The 21,619-nt window shown below is 64.3% G+C and carries 25 protein-coding genes; 20 read left to right on the forward strand and 5 right to left on the reverse strand.

All coding sequences use genetic code 11. The features are described from left to right. The 20 genes from VNQ78_RS03615 to VNQ78_RS03710 all read left to right on the forward strand — a co-directional run. Positions 1–264: uL15m family ribosomal protein (locus VNQ78_RS03615; RefSeq protein WP_325686682.1), on the forward strand; the 264-nt coding region annotated here is incomplete at its 5' end. Positions 265–368: 104 nt separating this feature from the next. Then, the gene (secY, locus tag VNQ78_RS03620) at positions 369–1,739 is read left to right on the forward strand and encodes a preprotein translocase subunit SecY (RefSeq protein WP_325686684.1); all 1,371 of its coding nucleotides are present in this window, start codon (positions 369–371) and stop codon (positions 1,737–1,739) included. A gap of 40 nt (positions 1,740–1,779) precedes the next feature. Next, positions 1,780–2,442: an adenylate kinase gene (locus tag VNQ78_RS03625; RefSeq protein WP_325686686.1), complete on the forward strand. Its 663-nt coding sequence runs from the start codon at positions 1,780–1,782 to the stop codon at positions 2,440–2,442. A gap of 152 nt (positions 2,443–2,594) precedes the next feature. Further along, entirely contained in the window at positions 2,595–2,963 is a 369-nt protein-coding gene (rpsM, locus tag VNQ78_RS03630; protein WP_192336070.1) for a 30S ribosomal protein S13, read from the forward strand. A 15-nt stretch (positions 2,964–2,978) separates the two neighbouring features. Continuing rightward, complete coding sequence (rpsK, locus tag VNQ78_RS03635; protein ID WP_011747123.1) at positions 2,979–3,368, forward strand: 30S ribosomal protein S11; 390 nt, start codon at positions 2,979–2,981, stop codon at positions 3,366–3,368. A gap of 115 nt (positions 3,369–3,483) precedes the next feature. Continuing rightward, positions 3,484–4,500 (forward strand): DNA-directed RNA polymerase subunit alpha, encoded by a 1,017-nt coding sequence (locus VNQ78_RS03640; RefSeq protein ID WP_325686689.1) that lies wholly within the window; start codon positions 3,484–3,486, stop codon positions 4,498–4,500. A gap of 117 nt (positions 4,501–4,617) precedes the next feature. After that, a complete protein-coding gene (gene rplQ, locus VNQ78_RS03645; RefSeq protein ID WP_325686691.1) occupies positions 4,618–5,043 on the forward strand; it encodes a 50S ribosomal protein L17 in 426 nt (141 codons plus the stop codon). A gap of 113 nt (positions 5,044–5,156) precedes the next feature. After that, positions 5,157–5,378, forward strand: coding sequence for a hypothetical protein (locus tag VNQ78_RS03650; RefSeq protein WP_325686693.1), 222 nt, complete (start codon positions 5,157–5,159; stop codon positions 5,376–5,378). 2 nt (positions 5,379–5,380) lie between these two features. After that, on the forward strand, positions 5,381–5,992 hold the full coding sequence (locus VNQ78_RS03655) for an autoinducer binding domain-containing protein (protein ID WP_325686695.1): 612 nt from the start codon (positions 5,381–5,383) through the stop codon (positions 5,990–5,992). A 68-nt stretch (positions 5,993–6,060) separates the two neighbouring features. Then, complete coding sequence (locus VNQ78_RS03660; RefSeq protein ID WP_325686697.1) at positions 6,061–6,651, forward strand: acyl-homoserine-lactone synthase; 591 nt, start codon at positions 6,061–6,063, stop codon at positions 6,649–6,651. 59 nt (positions 6,652–6,710) lie between these two features. After that, positions 6,711–8,033 (forward strand): replication-associated recombination protein A, encoded by a 1,323-nt coding sequence (locus tag VNQ78_RS03665; protein ID WP_325686699.1) that lies wholly within the window; start codon positions 6,711–6,713, stop codon positions 8,031–8,033. Next, positions 8,030–8,404 carry a fluoride efflux transporter CrcB gene (gene crcB / locus VNQ78_RS03670; protein WP_325686701.1) on the forward strand — a complete coding sequence of 125 codons (375 nt, stop codon included), beginning with the start codon at positions 8,030–8,032 and terminating at the stop codon, positions 8,402–8,404. Before VNQ78_RS03665 ends, crcB begins: the two co-directional genes overlap by 4 nt. Next, positions 8,401–9,444, forward strand: coding sequence for an RluA family pseudouridine synthase (locus tag VNQ78_RS03675; protein WP_325686703.1), 1,044 nt, complete (start codon positions 8,401–8,403; stop codon positions 9,442–9,444). The genes crcB and VNQ78_RS03675 overlap by 4 nt, the downstream gene beginning before the upstream one ends. Continuing rightward, complete coding sequence (locus VNQ78_RS03680; protein WP_325686705.1) at positions 9,444–10,118, forward strand: HAD-IA family hydrolase; 675 nt, start codon at positions 9,444–9,446, stop codon at positions 10,116–10,118. The genes VNQ78_RS03675 and VNQ78_RS03680 overlap by 1 nt, the downstream gene beginning before the upstream one ends. Next, positions 10,115–10,831, forward strand: coding sequence for an ATP12 family chaperone protein (locus tag VNQ78_RS03685; RefSeq protein ID WP_325686707.1), 717 nt, complete (start codon positions 10,115–10,117; stop codon positions 10,829–10,831). Before VNQ78_RS03680 ends, VNQ78_RS03685 begins: the two co-directional genes overlap by 4 nt. Before the next feature lie 154 nt (positions 10,832–10,985). Beyond that, the gene (locus tag VNQ78_RS03690; protein ID WP_325686709.1) at positions 10,986–12,011 is read left to right on the forward strand and encodes an amino acid ABC transporter substrate-binding protein; all 1,026 of its coding nucleotides are present in this window, start codon (positions 10,986–10,988) and stop codon (positions 12,009–12,011) included. A gap of 105 nt (positions 12,012–12,116) precedes the next feature. Next, complete coding sequence (locus VNQ78_RS03695; protein ID WP_325686711.1) at positions 12,117–13,370, forward strand: ABC transporter permease subunit; 1,254 nt, start codon at positions 12,117–12,119, stop codon at positions 13,368–13,370. A 1-nt stretch (position 13,371) separates the two neighbouring features. Beyond that, positions 13,372–14,823, forward strand: a complete 1,452-nt coding sequence (locus VNQ78_RS03700; RefSeq protein ID WP_325686713.1) for an amino acid ABC transporter permease — start codon at positions 13,372–13,374, stop codon at positions 14,821–14,823. Between the two features lie 9 nt (positions 14,824–14,832). Further along, a complete protein-coding gene (locus VNQ78_RS03705) occupies positions 14,833–15,603 on the forward strand; it encodes an amino acid ABC transporter ATP-binding protein (RefSeq protein WP_325686715.1) in 771 nt (256 codons plus the stop codon). Between the two features lie 126 nt (positions 15,604–15,729). Beyond that, positions 15,730–16,572: a calcium-binding protein gene (locus tag VNQ78_RS03710; RefSeq protein WP_325686717.1), complete on the forward strand. Its 843-nt coding sequence runs from the start codon at positions 15,730–15,732 to the stop codon at positions 16,570–16,572. Between the two features lie 51 nt (positions 16,573–16,623). Here VNQ78_RS03710 and VNQ78_RS03715 read toward each other — a convergent pair whose 3' ends face one another. From VNQ78_RS03715 to VNQ78_RS03735, 5 genes are all read right to left on the reverse strand, one after another. After that, positions 16,624–17,484, reverse strand: a complete 861-nt coding sequence (locus VNQ78_RS03715; RefSeq protein WP_325686719.1) for a D-amino-acid transaminase — start codon at positions 17,482–17,484, stop codon at positions 16,624–16,626. 476 nt (positions 17,485–17,960) lie between these two features. Further along, a complete protein-coding gene (locus tag VNQ78_RS03720) occupies positions 17,961–18,194 on the reverse strand; it encodes a hypothetical protein (protein WP_325686721.1) in 234 nt (77 codons plus the stop codon). An 81-nt stretch (positions 18,195–18,275) separates the two neighbouring features. Beyond that, on the reverse strand, positions 18,276–19,853 hold the full coding sequence (locus VNQ78_RS03725) for a dipeptide ABC transporter ATP-binding protein (protein WP_325686723.1): 1,578 nt from the start codon (positions 19,851–19,853) through the stop codon (positions 18,276–18,278). Further along, on the reverse strand, positions 19,850–20,662 hold the full coding sequence (locus VNQ78_RS03730; RefSeq protein WP_325686725.1) for an ABC transporter permease: 813 nt from the start codon (positions 20,660–20,662) through the stop codon (positions 19,850–19,852). The genes VNQ78_RS03725 and VNQ78_RS03730 overlap by 4 nt, the downstream gene beginning before the upstream one ends. Further along, positions 20,659–21,600 (reverse strand): ABC transporter permease, encoded by a 942-nt coding sequence (locus VNQ78_RS03735; RefSeq protein WP_325686727.1) that lies wholly within the window; start codon positions 21,598–21,600, stop codon positions 20,659–20,661. Before VNQ78_RS03735 ends, VNQ78_RS03730 begins: the two co-directional genes overlap by 4 nt. Between the last annotated feature and the right edge of the window lie 19 nt (positions 21,601–21,619).

The following is a 21,619-nucleotide window of genomic DNA, read 5'->3' on the forward strand; positions in this document are numbered from 1 at the left end:
GTGGTCAATCTGGGCCAGCTGCAGGCTTTCGTCGATGCGGGCAAGCTGGACGCCAAGGCTGACGTGACCGAGGACGCGCTGGTCGCGTCGGGCGTCATCCGCCGCAAGCTGGACGGTGTCCGCGTGCTGGCCAAGGGTGAGCTGAAGGCCGCTCTGAACCTCTCCGTCGCCGGCGCGTCGAAAGCCGCGATCGAGGCGATCGAGAAGGTCGGTGGCAAGATCGCCCTGTCCCGCCCGGTGAAAGAAGAAGCCGCGGCCGAATAAGCTGTTGAAGGACGCGCCCGCGCCCAATAGATAGCTGTCAAGTTTTCCAGGCGCCGCGGGATCGGGAAACGATCCGGCGGCGTTGCCATGAAGGGGCACATGCAATGGCGTCAGCCGCAGAACAGATGGCCGCGAACCTGTCATGGGGCGCGCTCGGCAAGGCGACCGAGCTGCGCCAGAGGATCTGGTTCACCCTCGGACTTCTCATCATCTACCGCCTCGGCACCTATATCCCGGTGCCGGGCATCGACGGCGCGGCGCTGCGCAACTTCATGGACCAGGCGCAGGCCGGCATCGGGGGCATCCTCTCGATGTTCACCGGCGGCGCGCTGGGGCGCATGGGTGTCTTTGCGCTTGGCATCATGCCCTATATCTCGGCCTCGATCATCGTGCAGCTTCTGGCCTCGATGGTGCCCTCGCTTGAGCAGCTCAAGAAAGAGGGTGAGTCGGGCCGCAAGAAGATCAACCAATATACCCGTTACGGCACGGTCGCGCTGGCGCTGTTCCAGGCCTGGGGCCTGGCCGTCAGCCTCGAGCATGGCAACCTCGCGCATGAGCCGGGGATGTTCTTCCGCGCCTCGGTCGTGATCACGCTGGTCGGCGGCACCATGTTCCTGATGTGGCTGGGCGAGCAGATCACCGCCCGCGGCATCGGTAACGGCATTTCGCTCATCATCTTCGTCGGCATCGTGGCCGAGATTCCGGGCCACCTCGCGCAGTTCCTGGCGCAGGGCCGTTCGGGCGCCGTCTCGACCCCGGTGATCCTTGGCGTGATCGTGATGGTCATTGCCGTGATCGCCTTCGTCGTCTTCATGGAACGCGCGCTGCGGAAGATCCACATCCAGTATCCCCGCCGCCAGGTCGGGATGAAGATCTATGACGGCCAGTCCTCGCACCTGCCGATCAAGGTGAACCCGGCGGGCGTGATCCCGGCCATCTTCGCCTCGTCGCTGCTGCTGCTGCCGGTCACGATCTCGACCTTCTCGGGCAACCAGACCGGCCCGGTCATGTCGACGATCCTCGCGTATTTCGGGCCGGGGCAGCCGCTCTACCTGATCTTCTTTGCGGCGATGATCGTGTTCTTCGCCTATTTCTACACGTTCAACGTCAGCTTCAAGACGGATGACGTGGCCGAGAACCTGAAGAATCAGGGCGGCTTCATTCCCGGCATCCGGCCGGGCAAGCGGACCGAGGATTATCTGAGCTATGTGGTCACGCGCGTGCTGGTCATCGGCTCGGCCTATCTGGCCGCCGTCTGTATGCTGCCCGAGATCATCCGCCACCAACTCTCGATTCCCTTCTATTTCGGCGGGACGTCGGTGCTGATCGTGGTCAGCGTCGTGATGGATACGATCAACCAGGTGCAAAGCCACTTGCTTGCGCATCAATACGAAGGTTTGATTGAGAAATCGCAGCTTCGTGGCAAACGGAAACCGGGGACACCGCGCCCGCGCAAGGCTCCGGCGCGTCGCTGATTGGGAGAGAGGCCCCGAAGCGGGCGGAAGAGGGACGAATATGGCGACGAACATCATTCTGCTGGGCCCCCCTGGGGCCGGCAAGGGCACTCAGGCGCGGTTGCTGATCGAGGGACGCGGCCTCGTCCAGCTCTCGACCGGCGACATGCTGCGTGAGGCGCGCAGCTCCGGGACCGAGATGGGCCTGCGCGTCGCCAAGGTCATGGATCGCGGCGAACTCGTCACAGACGATATCGTCATCGGCCTGATCAAGGAAAAGATCGAACAGGGTGGCAAGGGGTTCATCTTCGACGGCTTCCCCCGCACGCTGGCTCAGGCCGACGCGCTGGAAGAGCTGATGAGGGACGAGGGCCAGCAGATCGACGCCGTGATCGAGATGCGGGTCGATGACGCGGCGCTGGTTTCGCGCATTTCGGGCCGCTACACCTGCGGCAATTGCGGCGAGGTCTATCATGACGTGACCAAGCCCACGAAGGTCGAGGGCAAATGCGATGTCTGCGGCTCGACCGACCTGCGGCGCCGGGCCGACGACAACGAGGAAAGCCTCAAGACGCGGTTGATGGAATATTACAAGAAGACCTCTCCGCTGATCGGGTATTACTATTGCAAGGGGAACCTGCACCCCGTCGATGGTCTGGCCGAGATCGAGGAGGTCGCGACGTCGATCGCGCAGGTTCTGGACGGGGCAGGGGGTAAGGGTTGACGAAACCCTTCGAATACCTTAATCCGCAGCATCTCGCATGAGAATCACCTGATATCAGGTGTGGCTTTAGGCCCGAAGGCATGGCTTTCGGGTCTTTGGTTGTGAAAAAAGGTTCCGGTGCTACGGAACCGCAACATGAGAAGGAAAAGCGCGTGGCTCGTATTGCTGGCGTCAACATTCCGACCGGGAAACGCGTCCCGATCGCACTGACCTATATCCACGGGATCGGCCCGAAATTCGCGGACGAGATCATCTCGGCCGTCGGTATCGACGCGACCCGTCGCGTGAACGAACTCTCGGATGCCGAAGTTCTTCAGATCCGCGAATACATCGACGCCAACCTGACCGTCGAGGGCGACCTGCGCCGCGAGACGCAAATGAACATCAAGCGTCTGATGGATCTGGGTTCGTATCGTGGCCTGCGTCACCGTCGTGGCCTGCCGGTCCGCGGTCAGCGCACCCACACCAACGCCCGCACCCGCAAGGGCCCGGCGAAACCCATCGCCGGCAAGAAGAAGTAAGAGGGGGCTGAGGTAATGGCACGCGATAAAACCCGCATCAAGCGTAAGGAACGCAAGAACATCGCCACGGGCGTGGCGCATGTGAACTCGTCCTTCAACAACACCAAGATCCTGATCTCGGACGTGCAAGGCAACGCGATCTCGTGGTCGTCGGCTGGCACCATGGGCTTCAAGGGCTCGCGCAAGTCGACCCCCTACGCCGCGCAGATGGCTGCCGAGGACGCTGGCAAGAAAGCTCAGGAGCACGGCGTTCGCACCCTCGAGGTCGAAGTTCAGGGCCCCGGCTCGGGCCGCGAATCCGCGCTGCGCGCACTGGCTGCCGTCGGCTTCAACATCACGGCTATCCGTGACGTGACGCCGATCGCGCATAACGGCTGCCGCCCGCCGAAACGCCGCCGGGTCTGACACCCGCAATTACGACGCGTTCCGCGCCCTTTCGGCGCGGGCGCGACTTTCGCATTCAACCTCGGGCGTTTCCGATCACCGGTCATGGATCGGAAACAGGTATGGAGGCAAACGCATGATCCACAAGAATTGGGCTGAACTGATCAAGCCGACTCAGCTTGAAATCAAGCCGGGTGCTGATTCGACCCGCGTCGCCACGGTGGTCGCGGAGCCGCTCGAGCGCGGATTTGGCCTTACCCTGGGCAATGCCCTGCGCCGTGTGCTGCTGTCGTCGCTGCAAGGCGCGGCCATCACCTCGGTCCAGATCGACAATGTCCTGCACGAATTCTCGTCCGTTCCGGGCGTTCGCGAGGATGTCACCGACATCGTCCTGAACCTCAAGGGCGTGACGCTGAAGATGGATGTCGACGCGCCCAAGCGCCTCGCACTCTCGGCCAAGGGGCCGGGCGAGGTCAAGGCAGGCGACATCCAGGAAACCGCCGGCATCACCATCCTGAACCGCGATCACGTGATCTGCCATCTGGATGAAGGCGCCGAGCTGCATGTCGAACTGACCGTTGCCAATGGCAAGGGCTATGTCGCCGCCGACAAGAACCGCCCGGAAGATGCGCCGATCGGCCTGATTCCGATCGACGCGATCTTCTCGCCGGTCAAGCGCGTCAGCTATGAAGTCACCCCGACCCGCGAGGGCCAGGTTCTCGACTATGACAAGCTGACGATGAAGGTCGAGACCGATGGTTCGCTGACCCCGGAAGACGCCGTGGCCTATGCCGCGCGCATCATTCAGGACCAGCTTGCCGTCTTCGTCAACTTCGACGAGCCGGAAGCCGCGACCCGTTCGGACGCGGAAGACGGTCTGGAGTTCGATCCGCGCCTGCTGAAGAAAGTCGACGAGCTGGAGCTTTCGGTCCGCTCGGCGAACTGCCTGAAGAACGACAACATCGTCTATATCGGCGACCTGATCCAGAAGACCGAAGCCGAGATGCTGCGCACCCCGAACTTCGGCCGCAAGTCGCTGAACGAGATCAAGGAAGTGCTCTCGGGCATGGGCCTGCATCTTGGCATGGACGTCGTGGACTGGCCGCCGGAAAACATCGAAGACGTTGCGAAACGCTTCGACGACCAGTTCTGAGAGATTATCCGGGGGCGTCACCCGCCGCCCCCGGCACTACCCGGGCATTCCGCCCCAAGGAGAGCGGCCCCCACGCAGGGTCGCCGGACAAAGTAAAAGACGTAAAGGAGAAATATCATGCGTCACGCACGTGGCTATCGCCGCCTCAACCGCACCCATGAGCACCGCAAGGCGCTTTTCGCCAACATGGCCGGCTCGCTGATCGAACATGAGCAGATCAAGACGACCCTGCCGAAAGCCAAGGAACTTCGCCCGATCGTTGAAAAACTGATCACGCTGGCGAAGCGCGGCGACCTGCACGCCCGTCGTCAGGCTGCTTCCCAGCTGAAGCAGGACCAGCATGTCGAGAAGCTGTTCGAAGTGCTCGGTGCCCGCTACAAGGACCGTCAGGGCGGCTACGTCCGTATCCTGAAAGCCGGCTTCCGCTATGGCGACATGGCTCCGATGGCGATCATCGAATTCGTCGAGCGCGACACCAACGCCAAAGGCGCCGCTGACCGCGCCCGTCTGGAAGCCGAATCGGCAGCCGACGAAGAAGCGTAAGATTCTTAATCCTTTCTTAGGGTTATGTGACGACATTGAACCCGCGGCCGAAAGAACGGCTGCGGGTTTTTTGCAACAGTTGCAGGTGGCTCAATGAACGGAACAACCGTGACGTGTCGGCTGCGATCTTGGCGCAGGTTGCTGCTTTTGAGTGGAAATACAGTGCCGATACGCCTGTGCAGGCGATTTTGCATAAGCGTCGTATCTGCAAATACAACTGGGCTCTGAAAGTGGGTTTTCAAAAAACACCGCTCGCAAAACCAACTACGCTTGAATACACTCGTCCTCACGCCATTTATGGCCGTGCTTATAGAAAACTCAATCTGTCCAAATAGTCATGTCGTCTCGCGCGGATATCAATGCAGCACTCGCCAAGCTGAGAAAGCTTGCTCCTGCCGGCTATTTTGTCGGCTTGCACATCCGGTTTGCTGCTCCGCTGATGCAGTTCCAGACCTATAACAAGGAATGGTCCCTGCGTTATGCCGAGCGCGCCTATGCCCTGCGCGATCCCACGATCGCCTGGGGTTTCTCGACCACCGGTGCCTGCCGCTGGAGCGTGCTGCCTATTCCTGACCCGTTCTCGATCCTGCAGGATGCAGCGGATCACGGGCTGAATTATGGCCTTGTCGTGGCCCACGGACCCATCAAGTCGCGCACCATCGCGGCCTTCGCCCATGACAAGCGGGAATTCACGGATGACGAGATCGAAGCGATCTCGGCAACGATTCGACGGCTTCATGACATAACCGAGCCGCCGGAGAGCCTGACCAAGGCTCAGCAAGAGGCCCTTAGGTGCATCGCAGAAGGAGATCGGCACGCAGCGGCGGCGGCAAAACTTGGTATTACCGAAAGCGCATTCAAGGCTCGTCTCATATCGGCGCGCGAACGTCTCATGGCGCGCACGACTGCCGAGGCGCTGCAGAGAGCCAAGGACTACCGCTTGCTGTAAGACGACGGTTCACTATTCGCGCGGTTACACCCTGGGGGCCACCACCCACCACACCCCAGGAGACTACCATGCAGACCACCACGCTTTCGTTCGCTAACCTCCACAACCACGGCGAACTGTTCGCCAATATCTTCCGCGCCCGGAAACAAAGCTTCATCATCCAGAAACGCTGGGATCTGCCCCAGACGGATGACATGGAGTTCGACCAGTACGACACCCCGATGAGCCGTTGGGTCGCCATCCATGAGCGGGGCCAAGTCCTTGCCGGCGTTCGCCTGACGCCCACGACCGCGCGCTGCGGCATGTATTCCTATATGATTCGGGATGCGCAGCTTGACCTGTTGGGGGGATCTATCCCGCAAAACCTGCTGTCCGACGCTGCCCCGGTCGAGCCCGGCACATGGGAGGCGAGCCGCCTGTTCGTGGACCATACCATCCGCCAGAGCCAGCGCCGCCGGGTCCATCTGGAACTGGTCAAGGAGATGACCAATTCGGCACGGGAACTGGGCGCGACGAAGCTCGTCTGCCTTGTCGCTTCGACCTGGCCGCGCTGGCTGGTGCCCGCTGGTCTGGAAGCCCAGGCGATGGGCCCGGTGATCTGGATCGACGACGGTTATTTCCAGTGCGTGTCGATCAATCTTGCGACCAAGATGCACTGATCATGTCTGTGCGGAGGGGACTTCCGCGCATGTCTGGGGCGGCGTAACATGCCGCCCACATGGCAGATCTTTTCGACAACGAACCAAACGCTTCCGCTTCCGAGACCAACCGACCGCTGGCGGATCGCATCCGCCCGGCCCGGCTTTCGGATGTGGTGGGACAGGAGCAGGTCCTGGGCCCCGACGGGCCGCTGGGCGCGATGCTTGCCACGGGCAGGCTGTCCTCGCTGATCCTGTGGGGGCCGCCCGGCGTGGGCAAGACCACCATCGCCCGCCTTCTCGCGCATGAGACGGACCTGGCCTTCGTCCAGATCTCGGCGATTTTTTCGGGCGTGCCGGAACTGCGCAAGGTTTTCGACAGCGCCCGCCTGCGCCGCCAGCAGGGGCGGGGCACGCTGCTGTTCGTGGACGAGATCCACCGCTTCAACAAGGCGCAGCAGGACAGCTTCCTGCCGCATATGGAGGACGGCACCATCGTCCTTGTCGGGGCCACGACCGAAAATCCCAGCTTCGAGCTGAACGCGGCGCTTCTGTCCCGCGCGCAGGTCATCGTGCTGGAACGCCTGAGCCTCGCCGATCTGGAACGCCTCGCCCAGCGCGCCGAGCAGGAGCTGGGCCGGCCGCTGCCCCTGACTGCCGAGGCGCGGGAACGTCTGCTGGAGATGGCGGATGGCGATGGCCGCGCGGTGCTGAACCTGATCGAGCAGGTGATGGCATGGAAGGTCACGGAAAAGCTCGACACCGACCGGATGGCCAAGCGCCTGATGCGGCGGGCGGCGAAATACGACAAGTCGGGGGACGAGCATTACAACCTGATCTCGGCGCTGCACAAATCGGTGCGCGGCAGCGATCCCGACGCGGCGCTCTACTGGTTCGCGCGGATGCTGGAGGGGGGCGAGGATCCGCGCTACCTCGCGCGGCGCATCACCCGCATGGCGGTCGAGGATATTGGCCTCGCCGACCCGGCGGCGCAGCGCCATTGCCTCGACGCATGGGCGCTTTACGAACGCCTCGGCAGCCCGGAGGGCGAGCTGGCGCTGGCGCAGGCGGTGATCTATCTCGCGCTCGCGCCGAAGTCGAATGCGGGCTACGCCGCCTACAAGGGCGCGCGCGATCTGGCGCGACGCTCGGGCAGCCAGATGCCGCCCGCCCATATCCTGAACGCGCCGACCGGGCTGATGAAGGAACAGGGCTATGGCGCGGGCTATCAATACGACCACGATGCCGAGGATGCCTTCTCGGGGCAGGATTATTTCCCCGAGGGTATGAAACGTCCCGTCCTTTACCTGCCGGTCGAGCGTGGATTCGAGCGTGACCTGAAAAAGCGCGTTGAATGGTTCGCCAGCCTCCGTCAAAAGCGGCGCATAGAGGGCAAGACATGAACCATGCATTCCTTCAGGTCGCCTTGGGTGGCGCCCTGGGGTCGATGGCGCGTTACGGCGTCAACATTCTGGCCGGGCGGATCACCGCCGGCTTTCCGCTGGGAACGCTGACGGTGAATATCGTCGGCTGCTTCGTCATGGGTCTGCTCGCCTCGATGCTTGCTCTGCGCGGGGGGCAGCATCTGGCGCCCCTGCTGCTGACCGGGGTTCTGGGCGGTTTCACCACGTTTTCGGCATTCGCGCTGGACACGATGGTTCTGTGGGAGCGTGGCGCGGTCCTGACCGCCGCGGGCTATGTGCTCGCTTCCGTTGTGATTTCACTGCTGGCGGTCATCGCCGGATTGGCCGTTGGCCGGGGGTTGTTCGTATGAGTGGTGTCCAGACCATCCGCATTGGCGCGGACGAGGGCGATCAGCGCATTGATCGCTGGCTGAAGAAGCGTTTCCCGCAACTGACGCAGGGCGCGGTCGAGAAGATGTGCCGCACCGGCCAGCTGCGCGTCGATGGCGGCCGGGTCAAGGCCAACAGCCGGATCGAGGCCGGGCAGGAGGTGCGCGTGCCGCCTTTGCCCGAGGGCGCCCCGCCGCCGGTCGCGGCGAAAGCCCGCGTCAAGCAATCCGATGCCGAGATGATCCAGTCCTGCGTCCTGTGGCGCGACGAGCATATCATCGCGCTGAACAAGCCTCCGGGTCTGCCGTCGCAGGGCGGTTCGGGGCAGGGCGACCGGCATGTCGACGGGCTGACCGAGGCGCTGATGTTCGGCTACAAGGACCGGCCGAAGCTGGTCCATCGCCTCGACAAGGACACTTCCGGCGTGCTGCTGCTGGCCCGCACCGACCGGATCGCGCGGGCGCTAAGCGAGGCGTTCCGCCACCGCCTGACGCGCAAGATCTATTGGGCCGCCGTCGCGGGCGTGCCGCATCCGCGCATGGGGTCGATCAAATACGGCCTCGTCAAGGCTCCCGGCCGTGGCCGGGGCGGCGAGGGCGAGAAGATGGTCGCGGTCCACCCCTCGCAGGTGGCCGAGACCGAGGGCGCCAAGCGGGCGCATACCGATTACTCGGTGCTGTCGGCGCTTGGCGGCCGGGTCTCGTGGGTGGCGATGGTGCCGGTTACCGGCCGCACCCACCAGTTGCGGGCGCATATGTCCGAGATGGGGCATCCGATCATCGGCGATGGCAAATATGGCGGCTCGGGGCAGGAGAACCTTGGCGACGGCTGGGGCGCGCAGCTTGGCGGAGAGATCAGCCGCAAGCTGCATCTGCACGCCCGCCTGATCCGGTTCGAGCATCCGATCACCAAGAAGCTGATCACCGTCACCGCGCCCTTGCCCGATCACATGGAACGGACCTGGAAAACGCTGGGCTGGCACGAGAGTGACGTGCCCGAAGACCCGTTCGAGGACGACTGATGCGGCTGGTCGTCTTTGACGTCGACGGCACGCTGGTCAACAGCCAGCACGAGATCGCCGACGCGATGAATCAGGGCCTCAGCGGTGCGGGCCTGCCCGAGATGGAGCCGGCCGAAATCCTCGCGATCGTGGGCCTGTCGCTGCCGGTCGCGGTGGCGCGGCTGCTGCCGGGCGCCTCGGCCCAGATGCATGACCGCGTGGTGGCGGGCTATCGCGAGGCTTTCGTCGCCGCGCGTGCCAAGGGGGCGGTGCCGCCACTTTATCCCGGCGCGCTCGACTGCCTCGATGCGCTGGCCTCGCTGGATCACGTGCTGCTGGGGATCGCCACGGGCAAGCCGATGCGCGGGCTGACCGCCGTGCTGGAGGCGCATGGCCTGACCGGGCGTTTCTTCACCCGCCAGACGGCGGACGGCCATCCCTCGAAACCGCATCCGGCGATGTTGCAAAGCGCGCTTTTCGATGCCGGGCTGGAGCCGGACCATGCGGTGATGGTTGGCGACACGGTTTTCGACATCGAGATGGCACGCGCGGCCGGCGTGGCGGGCTATGGCGTCGACTGGGGCTATCACCCCTCGGCGGATCTTCTCGGGGCGGGGGCGGCGCTGGTCGCGCCGGATTACCCGACCTTGACGCAGGCCCTGCTGGACTGGGCCGGGAAGGAGCAGGCGGCATGAGCAGCGAATGGAAGGCACGGCGGTTCTGGACGTCCTCGGCCCTGCGCGAGGCCGACGGTGGCTGGGAGGTTACGCTGGACGGCCGCCCGGTCCGCACCCCCGGCAAGCTGCCGCTGATCCTGCCGACCGCGGCGCTGGCCGAGGCCATCGCTGCCGAATGGGACGCCCAGTCGGACATCATCGACCCGAACACCATGCCGCTGACCCGTGCCGCGAACTCGGCGGTCGAGCGTGTGGCCCCGCAATTCGACGCGGTCGCGGGGATGCTTGCCGAATATGGCGGCACCGATCTTCTCTCCTACCGGGCCGAGGGGCCGGAGGCGCTGGTTCAGGCCCAGGCCGAGGGCTGGGATCCGCTGATCGACTGGGCCGCGACCGCGCTTGGCGCGCCGCTGCGGATCACGCATGGCGTCGTGCCGGTGCCCCAGCCCGAGCCGGCATTGATTAAACTGAAAGCAGAAGTCCTTGCCCTCGATGCATTCGGCCTGACCGCGCTCCATGATCTTGTGACGCTGCCGGGGTCGCTGATCCTTGGACTGGCGGTGGTCAAGGGCCGGATCGACGCCGATACCGCACATGCGCTGTCGCGGATTGACGAGGAATATCAAAGCGCAAACTGGGGCCGTGACGAGGAAGCTGACGCTGCGGCAGCCGCCCGCCTCGACCAGATGCGCAATGCCCAGCGTTTCTGGCGGCTGAGCAGGGCCGGCTGAACCAGCCCCCTAATTTCTTGACGGAGGGAACTTCATCGGCACAATGCCGCTTATGGGGGCAGTGAATTCTGCCCGCATGGCTCAATCGGGCTAGCCTACGGCCCCAGCTTCCAAGCGATCCGTCAAGGATCGGAAGACAACAGAGAGGAACCCCATGAAGAAATCTGCACTCGTCGGCTCTGCCACCGCCTTCGCCCTTCTGGCGTCCGGTGCCATGGCCGCTGAAGGCGACACGCTGAAAGAGGTCAAAGCCCGCGGCGTGCTGAACTGCGGCGTGAACACGGGCCTCGTCGGTTTCGCCGCACCCGATGCCAATGGCAACTGGTCGGGCTTCGATGTCGCCTTCTGCAAGGCCGTGGCCGCGGCCGTGCTGGGCGATGCGACCAAGGTGAAATACGTGCCGACGACCGGGCAGACGCGCTTCACCGCGCTGTCCTCGGGCGAGGTGGACCTGCTGGCGCGGAACTCGACCTGGACCTTCCAGCGCGATACCGACCTCAAGCTCGATTTCATCGGCGTGAACTATTACGACGGTCAGGGCTTCATGGTCCGCAAGGATCTGGGTGTGTCCTCGGCCAAGGAACTGGATGGCGCGACGATCTGCATCCAGACCGGCACCACGACCGAGCTGAACCTGGCCGATTACTTCAAGGCCAACAACATGACCTATCAGCCGGTCAATATCGATTCGAACGCCGAGGGCGAGCAGCAATACATGGCTGGCGCCTGCGACGCCTATACGACCGACGCCTCGGGCCTTGCCGCGACGCGCGCGGCCTTCGCCGACCCGGAAAACCACATCATCCTGCCCGAGATCATCTCGAAGGAGCCGCTGGGGCCGGCGGTGCGCCACGGCGACAACAACTGGGGCGACATCGCGCGCTGGACCCTCTTCGCGCTGGTCGCGGCCGAGGAATACGGCATCACCTCGGCCAATATCGACGAGCTGTCGAAATCCTCGCAGAACCCGGAAGTCCAGCGCCTGCTGGGCAGCTCGGACGATCTGGGCAAGATGATCGGTCTTGACGCCGAATGGGCCAAGCGCGCCATCAAAGCCAGCGGCAACTATGGCGAGATCTTTGCCGCCACGATCGGTGAGCAGACGCCGATCGGCCTTGCCCGCGGGCTGAACGCGCAATGGACCCAAGGCGGTCTGATGTACGCGATGCCCTTCCGGTAATCGCAGCCAGACGGGAACGGGCGGGGGAAATCCCCGCCCGTTTCGCCACGCGCCGGCAAGACATCAGGGCGTCAGACCCTACCGCCGGCCAACAGGGGATAAAATATGGTAGATTATCCAGGCGCGGCCAGTCCGCCTTTCCGCCTGTCGATGCTGATTTACGACCGGCGCTATCGTTCACTGACGATCCAGGCGGTCGTGTTCATTCTGGTCATGCTTCTGGCAAGCTGGCTCATCGACAATACGCTGAAAAACCTTGCCATCATGGGCAAGACGCTCAGCTTCGACTTTCTGTTCAGGCGGGCGGGATATGACATTCCGCAGCAATTGATCCCCTATAATTCGGACGACACCCATCTGCGCGCCGCCGTCGTGGGTCTGCTGAACACGCTTCAGGTCTCGATCCTCGGCTGTATCTCGGCCACCGTCGTGGGCGTCATCGTCGGCGTGCTGCGGCTCTCGTCGAACTGGCTGATCGCGCGGCTGATGACGGTCTATGTCGAGGTGTTCCGCAACATCCCGCTGCTGCTGTGGATCCTCGTCATCCTCGCCATCTTCACCGAGATCATGCCGCCCCCGAACGCCTATCGTGGCGAGAATCCGGCGGCCGAGATGATCCTTTTCGACCTGATCGCGCCGACCAACCGCTATACCGCGGTGCCGTCGCTTGGCATGACCAACCCGCCCGGCGTCATCGCCATCGGGCGCGAAGGCATAAGCTGGGCTCTGGTCGCCTATGTCGTGGTGCTGGCGCTGGCCTTTACCGGCCGCCATTTCCTGAGGAAGCGGGCGCAGCGCATTCAGGACAGCACCGGCAAGCGGCCGACGACCTGGTGGATCACGCTGGCGATGTTCCTGCTGCCGCTGCTGGTGCTGACCTGGTATTTCGGCCTGCACCTGATCCCGCCGGTCCTGCGCGGCTTCAACTTTGCCGAGGGCACCAATCTCGACAATGCCTTCGTGGTCCTCTGGCTGGCGCTGACGCTTTATACCGGGGCCTTCATCGCCGAGATCGTGCGCGGCGGCATCCTTGCCGTCAGCCGCGGCCAGACCGAGGCGGCATTCGCCCTGGGCCTGCGTCCCGGCCGCACCATGGCGCTGGTGGTTCTGCCGCAGGCGTTGCGGGTGATCGTGCCGCCGCTGATCTCGCAATACCTGAACCTGACCAAGAACAGCTCGCTCGCCATCGCGGTGGGCTACATGGACCTGCGCGGCACGCTGGGCGGGACCACGCTGAACCAGACCGGGCGCGAGATGGAATGCATGGTCCTGATGATGGGCATCTATCTGCTGCTCTGCCTCATCATCTCGGGCGGGATGAACGTCTTCAACAGCCGCGTCAAGCTGAAGGAACGCTGAGATGAGCGAGACAGAAGCCCAGACCATCGCCTTTGTGCGCAGAGACATCCTGCCGCCCGAACCGCCGCCGGTCCGCAGCTCGGGAGCAATCCTCTGGCTGCGCGAGAACCTGCTCTCGGGGCCGTTGAACATCGCGCTGACCTTGCTTGGCCTCGGGATCCTCTGGACCATCTTCAGCACCGTCTGGCCCTGGCTTTCGAACGCGGTCTGGAATGCGAACAGCATGGCCGAATGCCGCAAGATCATCGCCGAGGCGCATGGACCCGACGCGACCGGTGCCTGCTTTGCCATCATCAAGCATCGCTGGAACCAGTTCGTCTTCGGCTTCTATCCGGTCGATCTCTACTGGCGGCCGGTGCTGGCTTTCGGCGCGCTCTTCTTCGCGCTGGCGCCGGTGCTGTTCTCGGACAGCCGCAAGGCGCGCTGGATCGTGACCGGAGTGGCATTCGTGGTGACGCTGGCGGCCTCGCAGGTGCTTGGCGCAACCGGGGCCGAGCTTGGCGCGATGCTGTTTCTGCTGCTGGGCTGGCTCCTGCTGATCGAGCGCAGGCGGGACTGGGCGCTGGTCGCCACCCTCGTCTATCCGTTCCTCGCGGTCTGGCTGCTTTGGGGCGGCACGATCTGGGGGCCGGTCATGGCGCTTGCGGGCTTCCTGATCGGCTTTGTCGTCTGGCAGGCCCTGTCGCGCTTCGGCATGTTCGCCTTTGCCGCCGCGGTGATCGTCGCGGCGCTGTGGTGGCTGGTCCTGTCGGATTACGCGGCGCGCGGCTTTGCCGCCATCCTGCCGATGCGGCTGACGCCGGTGTCATCGGACCAGTTCGGGGGGTTCGTGCTGTCGATCACCATTGGCGTCTCGGGGATCGCGCTGTCGCTGCCCTTGGGCATCATCCTTGCCCTCGCCCGGCGTTCCGACCTGCCGGTGATCAAGATGATGGCGGTGCTTTTCATCGAGTTCATCCGTGGCGTCCCGCTGATAACGCTGCTTTTCGTGGCCTCGCTGCTGCTCAATTACTTCCTGCCGCCGGGGACGAATTTCGACATCATCCTGCGGGTCATCATCATGGTGACGCTGTTCGCCTCGGCCTATATGGCCGAGGTGATCCGCGGCGGCCTTGCCGCCCTGCCCAAGGGCCAATACGAGGCCGCCGACGCGCTCGGCCTCGATTACTGGAAGGCGCAACGGCTGATCATCCTGCCGCAGGCGCTGAAAATTTCTATCCCCGGCATCGTCTCGACCTTCATCGGCATGTTCAAGGACACCACGCTTGTCACCTTCGTCGGCCTTTTCGACCCGCTGAAGGCGATGTCCGACACCATCCGCGCGAGCTTCGAATGGAAGGGCGCCTATTGGGAGCCCTATATCTTCGTCGGCTCGATCTTCTTCATCCTCTGCTTCGGCATGTCGCGCTACTCGATGCATCTCGAGCGCCGCCTGAAGCGCGACCATCGCTGAGAGGTCATCATGGCAGTCCAGACACAGACCCGGTCACCGCTTGACGAGACCGCGATCTCGATCACCAAGCTCAACAAATGGTATGGCACCTTTCACGTGCTGCGCGACATCGACCTGAATGTCAGGAAGGGAGAGCGGATCGTCATTGCCGGCCCCTCCGGCTCGGGCAAGTCGACGCTGATCCGCTGCATCAACCGGCTGGAGGAGCATCAGGCCGGCAAGATCGTCGTCGACGGCACCGAACTGACCACCGACCTCAAGAACATCGACAAGGTGCGGTCCGAGGTCGGGATGGTGTTCCAGCATTTCAACCTGTTCCCGCATCTGACCATCCTCGAGAATTGCACCCTTGCCCCGATCTGGGTCCGCAAGGTGCCCCGGCAGCAGGCCGAGGAGACGGCGATGCATTTCCTCGAAAAAGTCAGGATCCCCGAGCAGGCGCTGAAATATCCCGGCCAGCTTTCCGGCGGACAGCAGCAGCGCGTGGCGATTGCCCGCTCGCTCTGCATGCGGCCCCGGATTATGCTTTTCGACGAGCCGACCTCCGCCCTTGACCCCGAGATGATCAAGGAGGTTCTGGATACGATGATCGAACTGGCCGAGGACGGGATGACCATGCTCTGCGTCACGCATGAGATGGGCTTCGCGCAGGCGGTGGCGCATCGCGTGATCTTCATGGATCAGGGCCAGATCGTCGAGCAGAACACCCCTTACGAGTTCTTCAACAACCCGCAAAGCGAGCGGACCAAGCTGTTCCTGAGCCAGATCCTTGGCCACTGAACAGGACGCGCGGTCCGGGCGCACGGGCGGCAATGAGGCCACATCCGCGTCAGTTGCGCGCGTGCCGTGTTGCCGGAAGGGAGGTGCCCGGTTTATCTTGCCGCCCGACGAGCTTGGAGTGAGCAGATGAATCAGACCGTTTTCCTGTTGTTGGGCCTCTTGGGCATTGTCGGAATCGGCTCGCTCGTTTCAAGCAATGACGACGACGAATCCCTGGATCCGCCGCCGGACGATCCCTTTGGCGGCCGCCAGTTGACCGAGGGCACGGACGAGGCCGACACGCTGGTCGGAACCGACGAGGACGAGGCCTTCCAGTCCTTCGACGGCAATGACCTCGTCTCGGCCGGGGGCGGCAATGATCTGGTCTGGACCGGCTATGGCGATGATACCGTGACCGCCGATGCCGGCGATGACGAAATCTATCTGGGCTATGACGATGACCTTTACGGCGCCTATGACCTCGGCGCCGACGAGGGCAATGACACGATCGACGGCGGCTATGGCGACGATACGATCATCACCAATTCGGGCAATCATTCGATCACCGGCGGCGACGATGACGATACTATCATCGACAATGGCGGCACCGTCTATATCGACGGCGAGGAGGATGACGACCTGATCCTGTCGCCCGACGCCTCCGATCCCGACGCGCCCGATACGCTGCTGGGCGGCGAGGGGAATGACACGATCCATGCCGGCGCGAATGACATCGTGGATGCGGGCGACGGGTCCGACCTGATCGTACTGCGCAGCGATGCCGGCGGTGCGGCGGTCGTGACCTATGGCAGCTCGGACAGGATCACCGTGACGCTTGCCGAGGATTATACCGGCGAGGAAGAATATGAGCTGGTGCAGGAAGGTGACGACGTGCAGCTTGTCGTGAATGGCGAGGTGCTGGCCGTCCTGAAGGCCACTCAGGTCGATGACGTTGGCGGCATCAATCTGGTCCGCGAGCAAACCACCTGATCTGCATGGCGCGCGCGACGGGAAACCGCCGCGCGTCCGCTGTTTTCGCGCTCAGAGCGCGGATTTGAGGGATTCTTCCAGATAGAGTTCCCGCAGGCGCGCCGCCACCGGGCCGGGCGTGCCGTTTCCGACCTTGGCGCCGTCGATCTCGACCACCGGCAGCACGAAGGCCGAGGCCGAGGTGAAGAACGCCTCATCCGCCTGCTGCGCCTCCTCGATGGTGAAGGGGCGTTCCTCGATCTGCATCTGCGCCTCTGCCGCATAGCGCAGCAGCGAGGCGCGGGTGATCCCGTGCAGGATGTCGGTCGAGAGGTTGCGGGTGATGATCCGCCCGTCCTTGACGATATAGGTGTTGTTCGAGGTGCCCTCGGTCACGAAGCCGTCCTCGACCAGCCATGCGTCGTCGGCACCCCGCTTCTTCGCCTCCATCTTGGCGAGCGAGGGGTAGAGAAGCTGCACCGTCTTGATGTCCCGGCGCGACCAGCGCAGATCGGGGACCGAGATCACCTTGATGCCGGTCTTGGCGGTCGGGTTCGCGGCAAGGCCGGGCTTCGACTGGGTGAACAGAACCACGGTCTGGGGCGTATCCGCCGGCGGGAAGGCAAAGTCGCGGTCGCCAGGATTGCCGCGCGTGACCTGCAGATAGACCATCCCCTCGTTGATCCCGTTCAGTTCGACCAGCTTGCGGTGAACGGCGGTCCATTCCTCGTCCGAAAGCGGATTGCCCATGCCAAGCTCGGCGAGCGAGCGGGCGAGGCGTTTCATATGGCCCGGAAAGTCCAGAAGCTTGCCCTGCAGCACGCTCGTCACCTCGTAGACGCCATCGGCCATCACGAAACCACGGTCAAAGATCGACACCTTGGCCTCGGCTTCGGGCAGGTACTCGCCATTCAGATAGACGGTGCGGGTCATCTTCTTCTCCTTTTTCTGCTGAAGCGGCCTGTTCGGCGTCCTGCGCCGAAAGCGGCGAAGCGTCAAGACAGACAAGGGGAGGGGAGTGCGATGCAGAATGAACTTGCTGCAAAAGTCGCAACTATCTATCTTTCCCCGCAACGCGACCGAAATATCGTTGCGGGCACTGCAAGGCAGACCCCTCGAATGACGGTATGCGAAAGTAGACCAGTTGACATAGCGTCAATTAGTCGGGCACAAATGACCAGCAGACAGGCAAAGCTGATGAGCGCCTGTGCTGCAGCGAGATACCTGGGCGGCCATTCGGGGAGGCTTGGCCGCCATCACGGGGAGGAGTGACAGGCCCTGCGGCAAGCGGGGCCTGTCTACTTTCAGAGGTCAGAAATAGTCTCGTCTGTCTTAAAACCTTGATAAATCTTTTGTAATATATGCGTCTCTGCCGGCCGTTCGATCGGTCGCGGCGAATGTCCTGCCGGTCACCCGGCCTTGCGAGGCGTCCGGCCCGTGCCGTGACGGGGATCGGGCGTGCGGTTTCGCGGGGCAAGGACGGGAATCGGTGATTCGGCGACGGCGGGAATCACCGGAACGCCTGTCTGCTGGACAAGCTCCTCCTGCGCGGCGCGCGAGGCCGAGATCAGCGTCTCGGCGGCGGATCGCCGCTTTGGCCTGACTTCATCACCGATCATGGCGCGATTGACCGCGATTCCCATCGCGAAACTCCTTCCTTGCCTTCCTTCTTTCGAAGCATGCAGCAAGTAATGAGCGGTCGGCCGATCCGCAAGCGCCGGGGCCTAGGATCGCGCCGATTTGTCGCAGTCGTGAGGCAGACGCGGCGTCGCGTCGAGGAGCGTCCGGGTATAGGGATGCTCGGGCGCCTCCAGCACGCGCGAGGTCGGGCCGGATTCCACGATCTTGCCGTCGCGCATGATCAGCACCCGGTCCGTGACCTGACGCACCACGGACAGATCGTGGCTGATGAACAGATAGGCGAGGCCATGCCGCACGCGCAGGCTGGCCAGAAGCTCAAGCACCTGCGCCCGCACCCGGACATCGAGCGCGCTGACCGCCTCGTCCAGGATGATCAGGCTGGGCCGGATGATCAGGGCGCGGGCCAGCGCGATCCTTTGCCGCTGGCCGCCTGAAAACTCATGGACATAGCGGCGCATCGCGTCGCCGGTGATGCCGACGTCGTAAAGCGACTCGGCCACGCGCTCACGCCAGTCGGCGGGGCGGCCGGTCAGGTGGAAGGGCTCGGCGACAAGGTTCTCGACCCGCCAGCGCGGATCGAAGCTGCCGAACGGATCCTGAAACACCACCTGCATCCGCGCCCGCAGCGCGCGGGGCATCCGCTGGCCCGCGCGGATCTGCTGGCCGTCCAGCGCGATCCTGCCGCCCTGGATCGGGTCGAGGCCAAGGATGGCGCGGGTCAGGGTGGATTTCCCGCAGCCCGATTCCCCGACCAGTCCCACCGCCTCGCGGTCATGGATGGTCAGGCTGACGCCGTCGACGGCCCGCACCCGCTCGCGCTGGCTGCGGGCGGGGTAGGTGCGCACGACATCCGTGACCTCCAGCAGCGGCGGCGGATTTGCCGGCGTCAGGACGAGGCGGGGCCGCGCCTGCGCAGCGGCAAGCAGTTCGCGGGTATAGCTGTGCTGCGGGCCGGCAAAGATCTGCGCGGCCGGCGCATATTCGACGACGGCACCGCGCTGCATGACGGCGACGCGATCGGCCAGCCCGGCCACGACGGCAAGGTCATGGGTGATCAGCAGGAGGGACATGCCCTCCTCGCGGACCAGCCCCTTCAGCAGATCGAAGATCTGGGCCTGCGTGGTGACGTCCAGCGCGGTCGTCGGCTCGTCCGCGATCAGCAACTCGGGCCGCTCAGCGATGGCGAGGGCGATGGCGACCCGCTGCCTTTGCCCGCCCGAGAGTTCATGCGGATAGAGCGTCAGCGGAAAGCGCGCCTCGGGCAGGCCGACACGGTCCAGCCGTTCGCGCGCGCGTTCCAATGCCACTGCGCGGGGGAGGCGCTGGTGCTGGCGCAGCACCTCGGCCACCTGATCGCCAATGGTCATCAGGGGGTTCAGCGCCGTCATCGGCTCCTGAAAGATCATGCCGATGCGCTTGCCCCGGATGCGGCAAAGCTCGCGCTCGGGCAGGGCAAGGATGTCGTCGCCATCAAGCTCGACCCGGCCCTCGACCCGCATCTCGGGCGGCAGCAGGCCCATGATGGCCAGCGCGGTCAGGGACTTGCCGGAGCCGCTTTCGCCGACCAGCGCGGTGATGCGCCCCGGCTCGAGTTGCAGGTCGATGCCATGCAGCAATTGCAGGCTGCCAAGGGTGACGTTTAGTTCCGCGACCTCGATCATCGCGACCCGCGCAATCTGGGATCCAGCGCGTCGCGCAGCCCGTCGCCCAGCAGGTTGAGGCCAAGGACCGTCAGCACGATGGCAAGCCCCGGCACGATCGCCACATGCGGCGCAAGCGAGATCATCGTCTGCGCCTCGGCCAGCATCCGCCCCCAGCTTGGCGTCGGCGGCTGCGCGCCCAGCCCGACATAGGAAAGCCCGGCCTCGGCCAGAATGCCAAGGCTGAACTGGATCGTTCCCTGAACGATCAGCACGCTCGCCACATTGGGCAGGATATGCTGGAGGTTGATCAGCGCCGCGCCCTTGCCCGAGACCCGCGCCGCGCGGATATAGTCGAGCGTCCAGATCGGCAAAGCCGAGCCGCGCGTCACCCGCGCAAAGACCGGGATGTTGAAGATGCCGATAGCGATGATCGCGTTCAGCGCCGATGGCCCCAGCGCGGCGGTGATCAGGATGGCGATGACGAGGCTGGGGAAGGCAAAGATCAGGTCGTTGCCGCGCATGATCACCTCGTCGAGCCAGCCATCGCGATTGGCCGCCGCCGCCAGTCCCAGCGGCACGCCAAGGCCCATGCCGATCCCCACCGCGACCAGCGCCACCGCGATCGAGGTGCGCGCGCCGACCATGATCATCGACAGCATGTCGCGGCCGAGATGGTCGGTCCCCAGCCAATGCGCGGCCGAAGGCGGTTGCAGCTTGTCGGCCACCGAGAGTTGCAGGACGTCCCCCGGCGTCCAGAAGAACGACAGGCCCGCCGCGATCGCGGCCAGCCCGGCCAGAACGGCCCCCAGAACCAGCGATACCCTCATCTGCGCCGCAGCCTTGGGTCGACCGCCGCATAGCCCAGATCGACGAGGAAGGTGACAAGAATGACCGCCGCCACCAGCACCAGGACCGCGCTTTGCACGACGATCAGGTCGCGCTGGGTGATCGCCTGAAAGATCAGGCGACCGAGACCGGGCAGGTAGAACACGTTCTCGATGATGATGGCGCCAGCGAGCAGGAACGAGAATTGCATCCCGAGGATGGTCAGGACCGGGATCAGCGCATTGCGCAGCGCGTGGCGGCGCAGCGCCTGTCCGCGGGTCAGTCCCTTGGCCCGCGCGGTGCGGATATAGTCCTGCGCCATGGTCTCGACCAATGCCGAGCGCAGTACCCGCGCAAGGATCGCGGCCTGCGGCAGCGCCAGCGCGACGGCAGGCAGCAGCAGCGATTTCAGCGCCAGCAGCGGATGGGACCAGCCCGGAAAGCCGCCCGCCGGCAGGACGCGCAGCCGGACCGCGAACAGCAGGACAAGCAGCATGGCGAACCAGAAATTCGGCAGCGAGATCCCGATCTGCGTAAGGCCCATCGTGATGCCGTCGCCGGCGCGCCCCTGTCGCGACGCGGCGAAAAGGCCGACCGGGACCGCCACCACCACCGAAAGCGCCAGCGCCATCAGCGCCAGCGGCAGCGAGACCTGAAGCCGGTCAAGGATCATGCCCGCAACCGGCGTCTTGTAGGTAAAGCTCTGCCCCAGATCGCCGGTCAGCACGCCGCCGAGCCAGTCGAGGTAGCGCAGCGGCCATGGCAGGTCGAGGCCGAGTTGCTGGCGCAGCGCCGCCACCGTCTCGGGCTGGGCGCCGGTCCCCAGCATGAAGCTGGCAGGATCGCCCGGCACCAGTGCGACCACCGAAAAGATCACCACCGATGCCACAGCGAGGCTGAGGCACAGGATGATCAGTCGACGGAGGGCATAGCGCTGCATGGCGCAAAACTAGACGGCG

This window comes from Paracoccus sp. (in: a-proteobacteria) (genome assembly GCF_035556475.1).
Classification (GTDB): Bacteria; Pseudomonadota; Alphaproteobacteria; order Rhodobacterales; family Rhodobacteraceae; genus Paracoccus.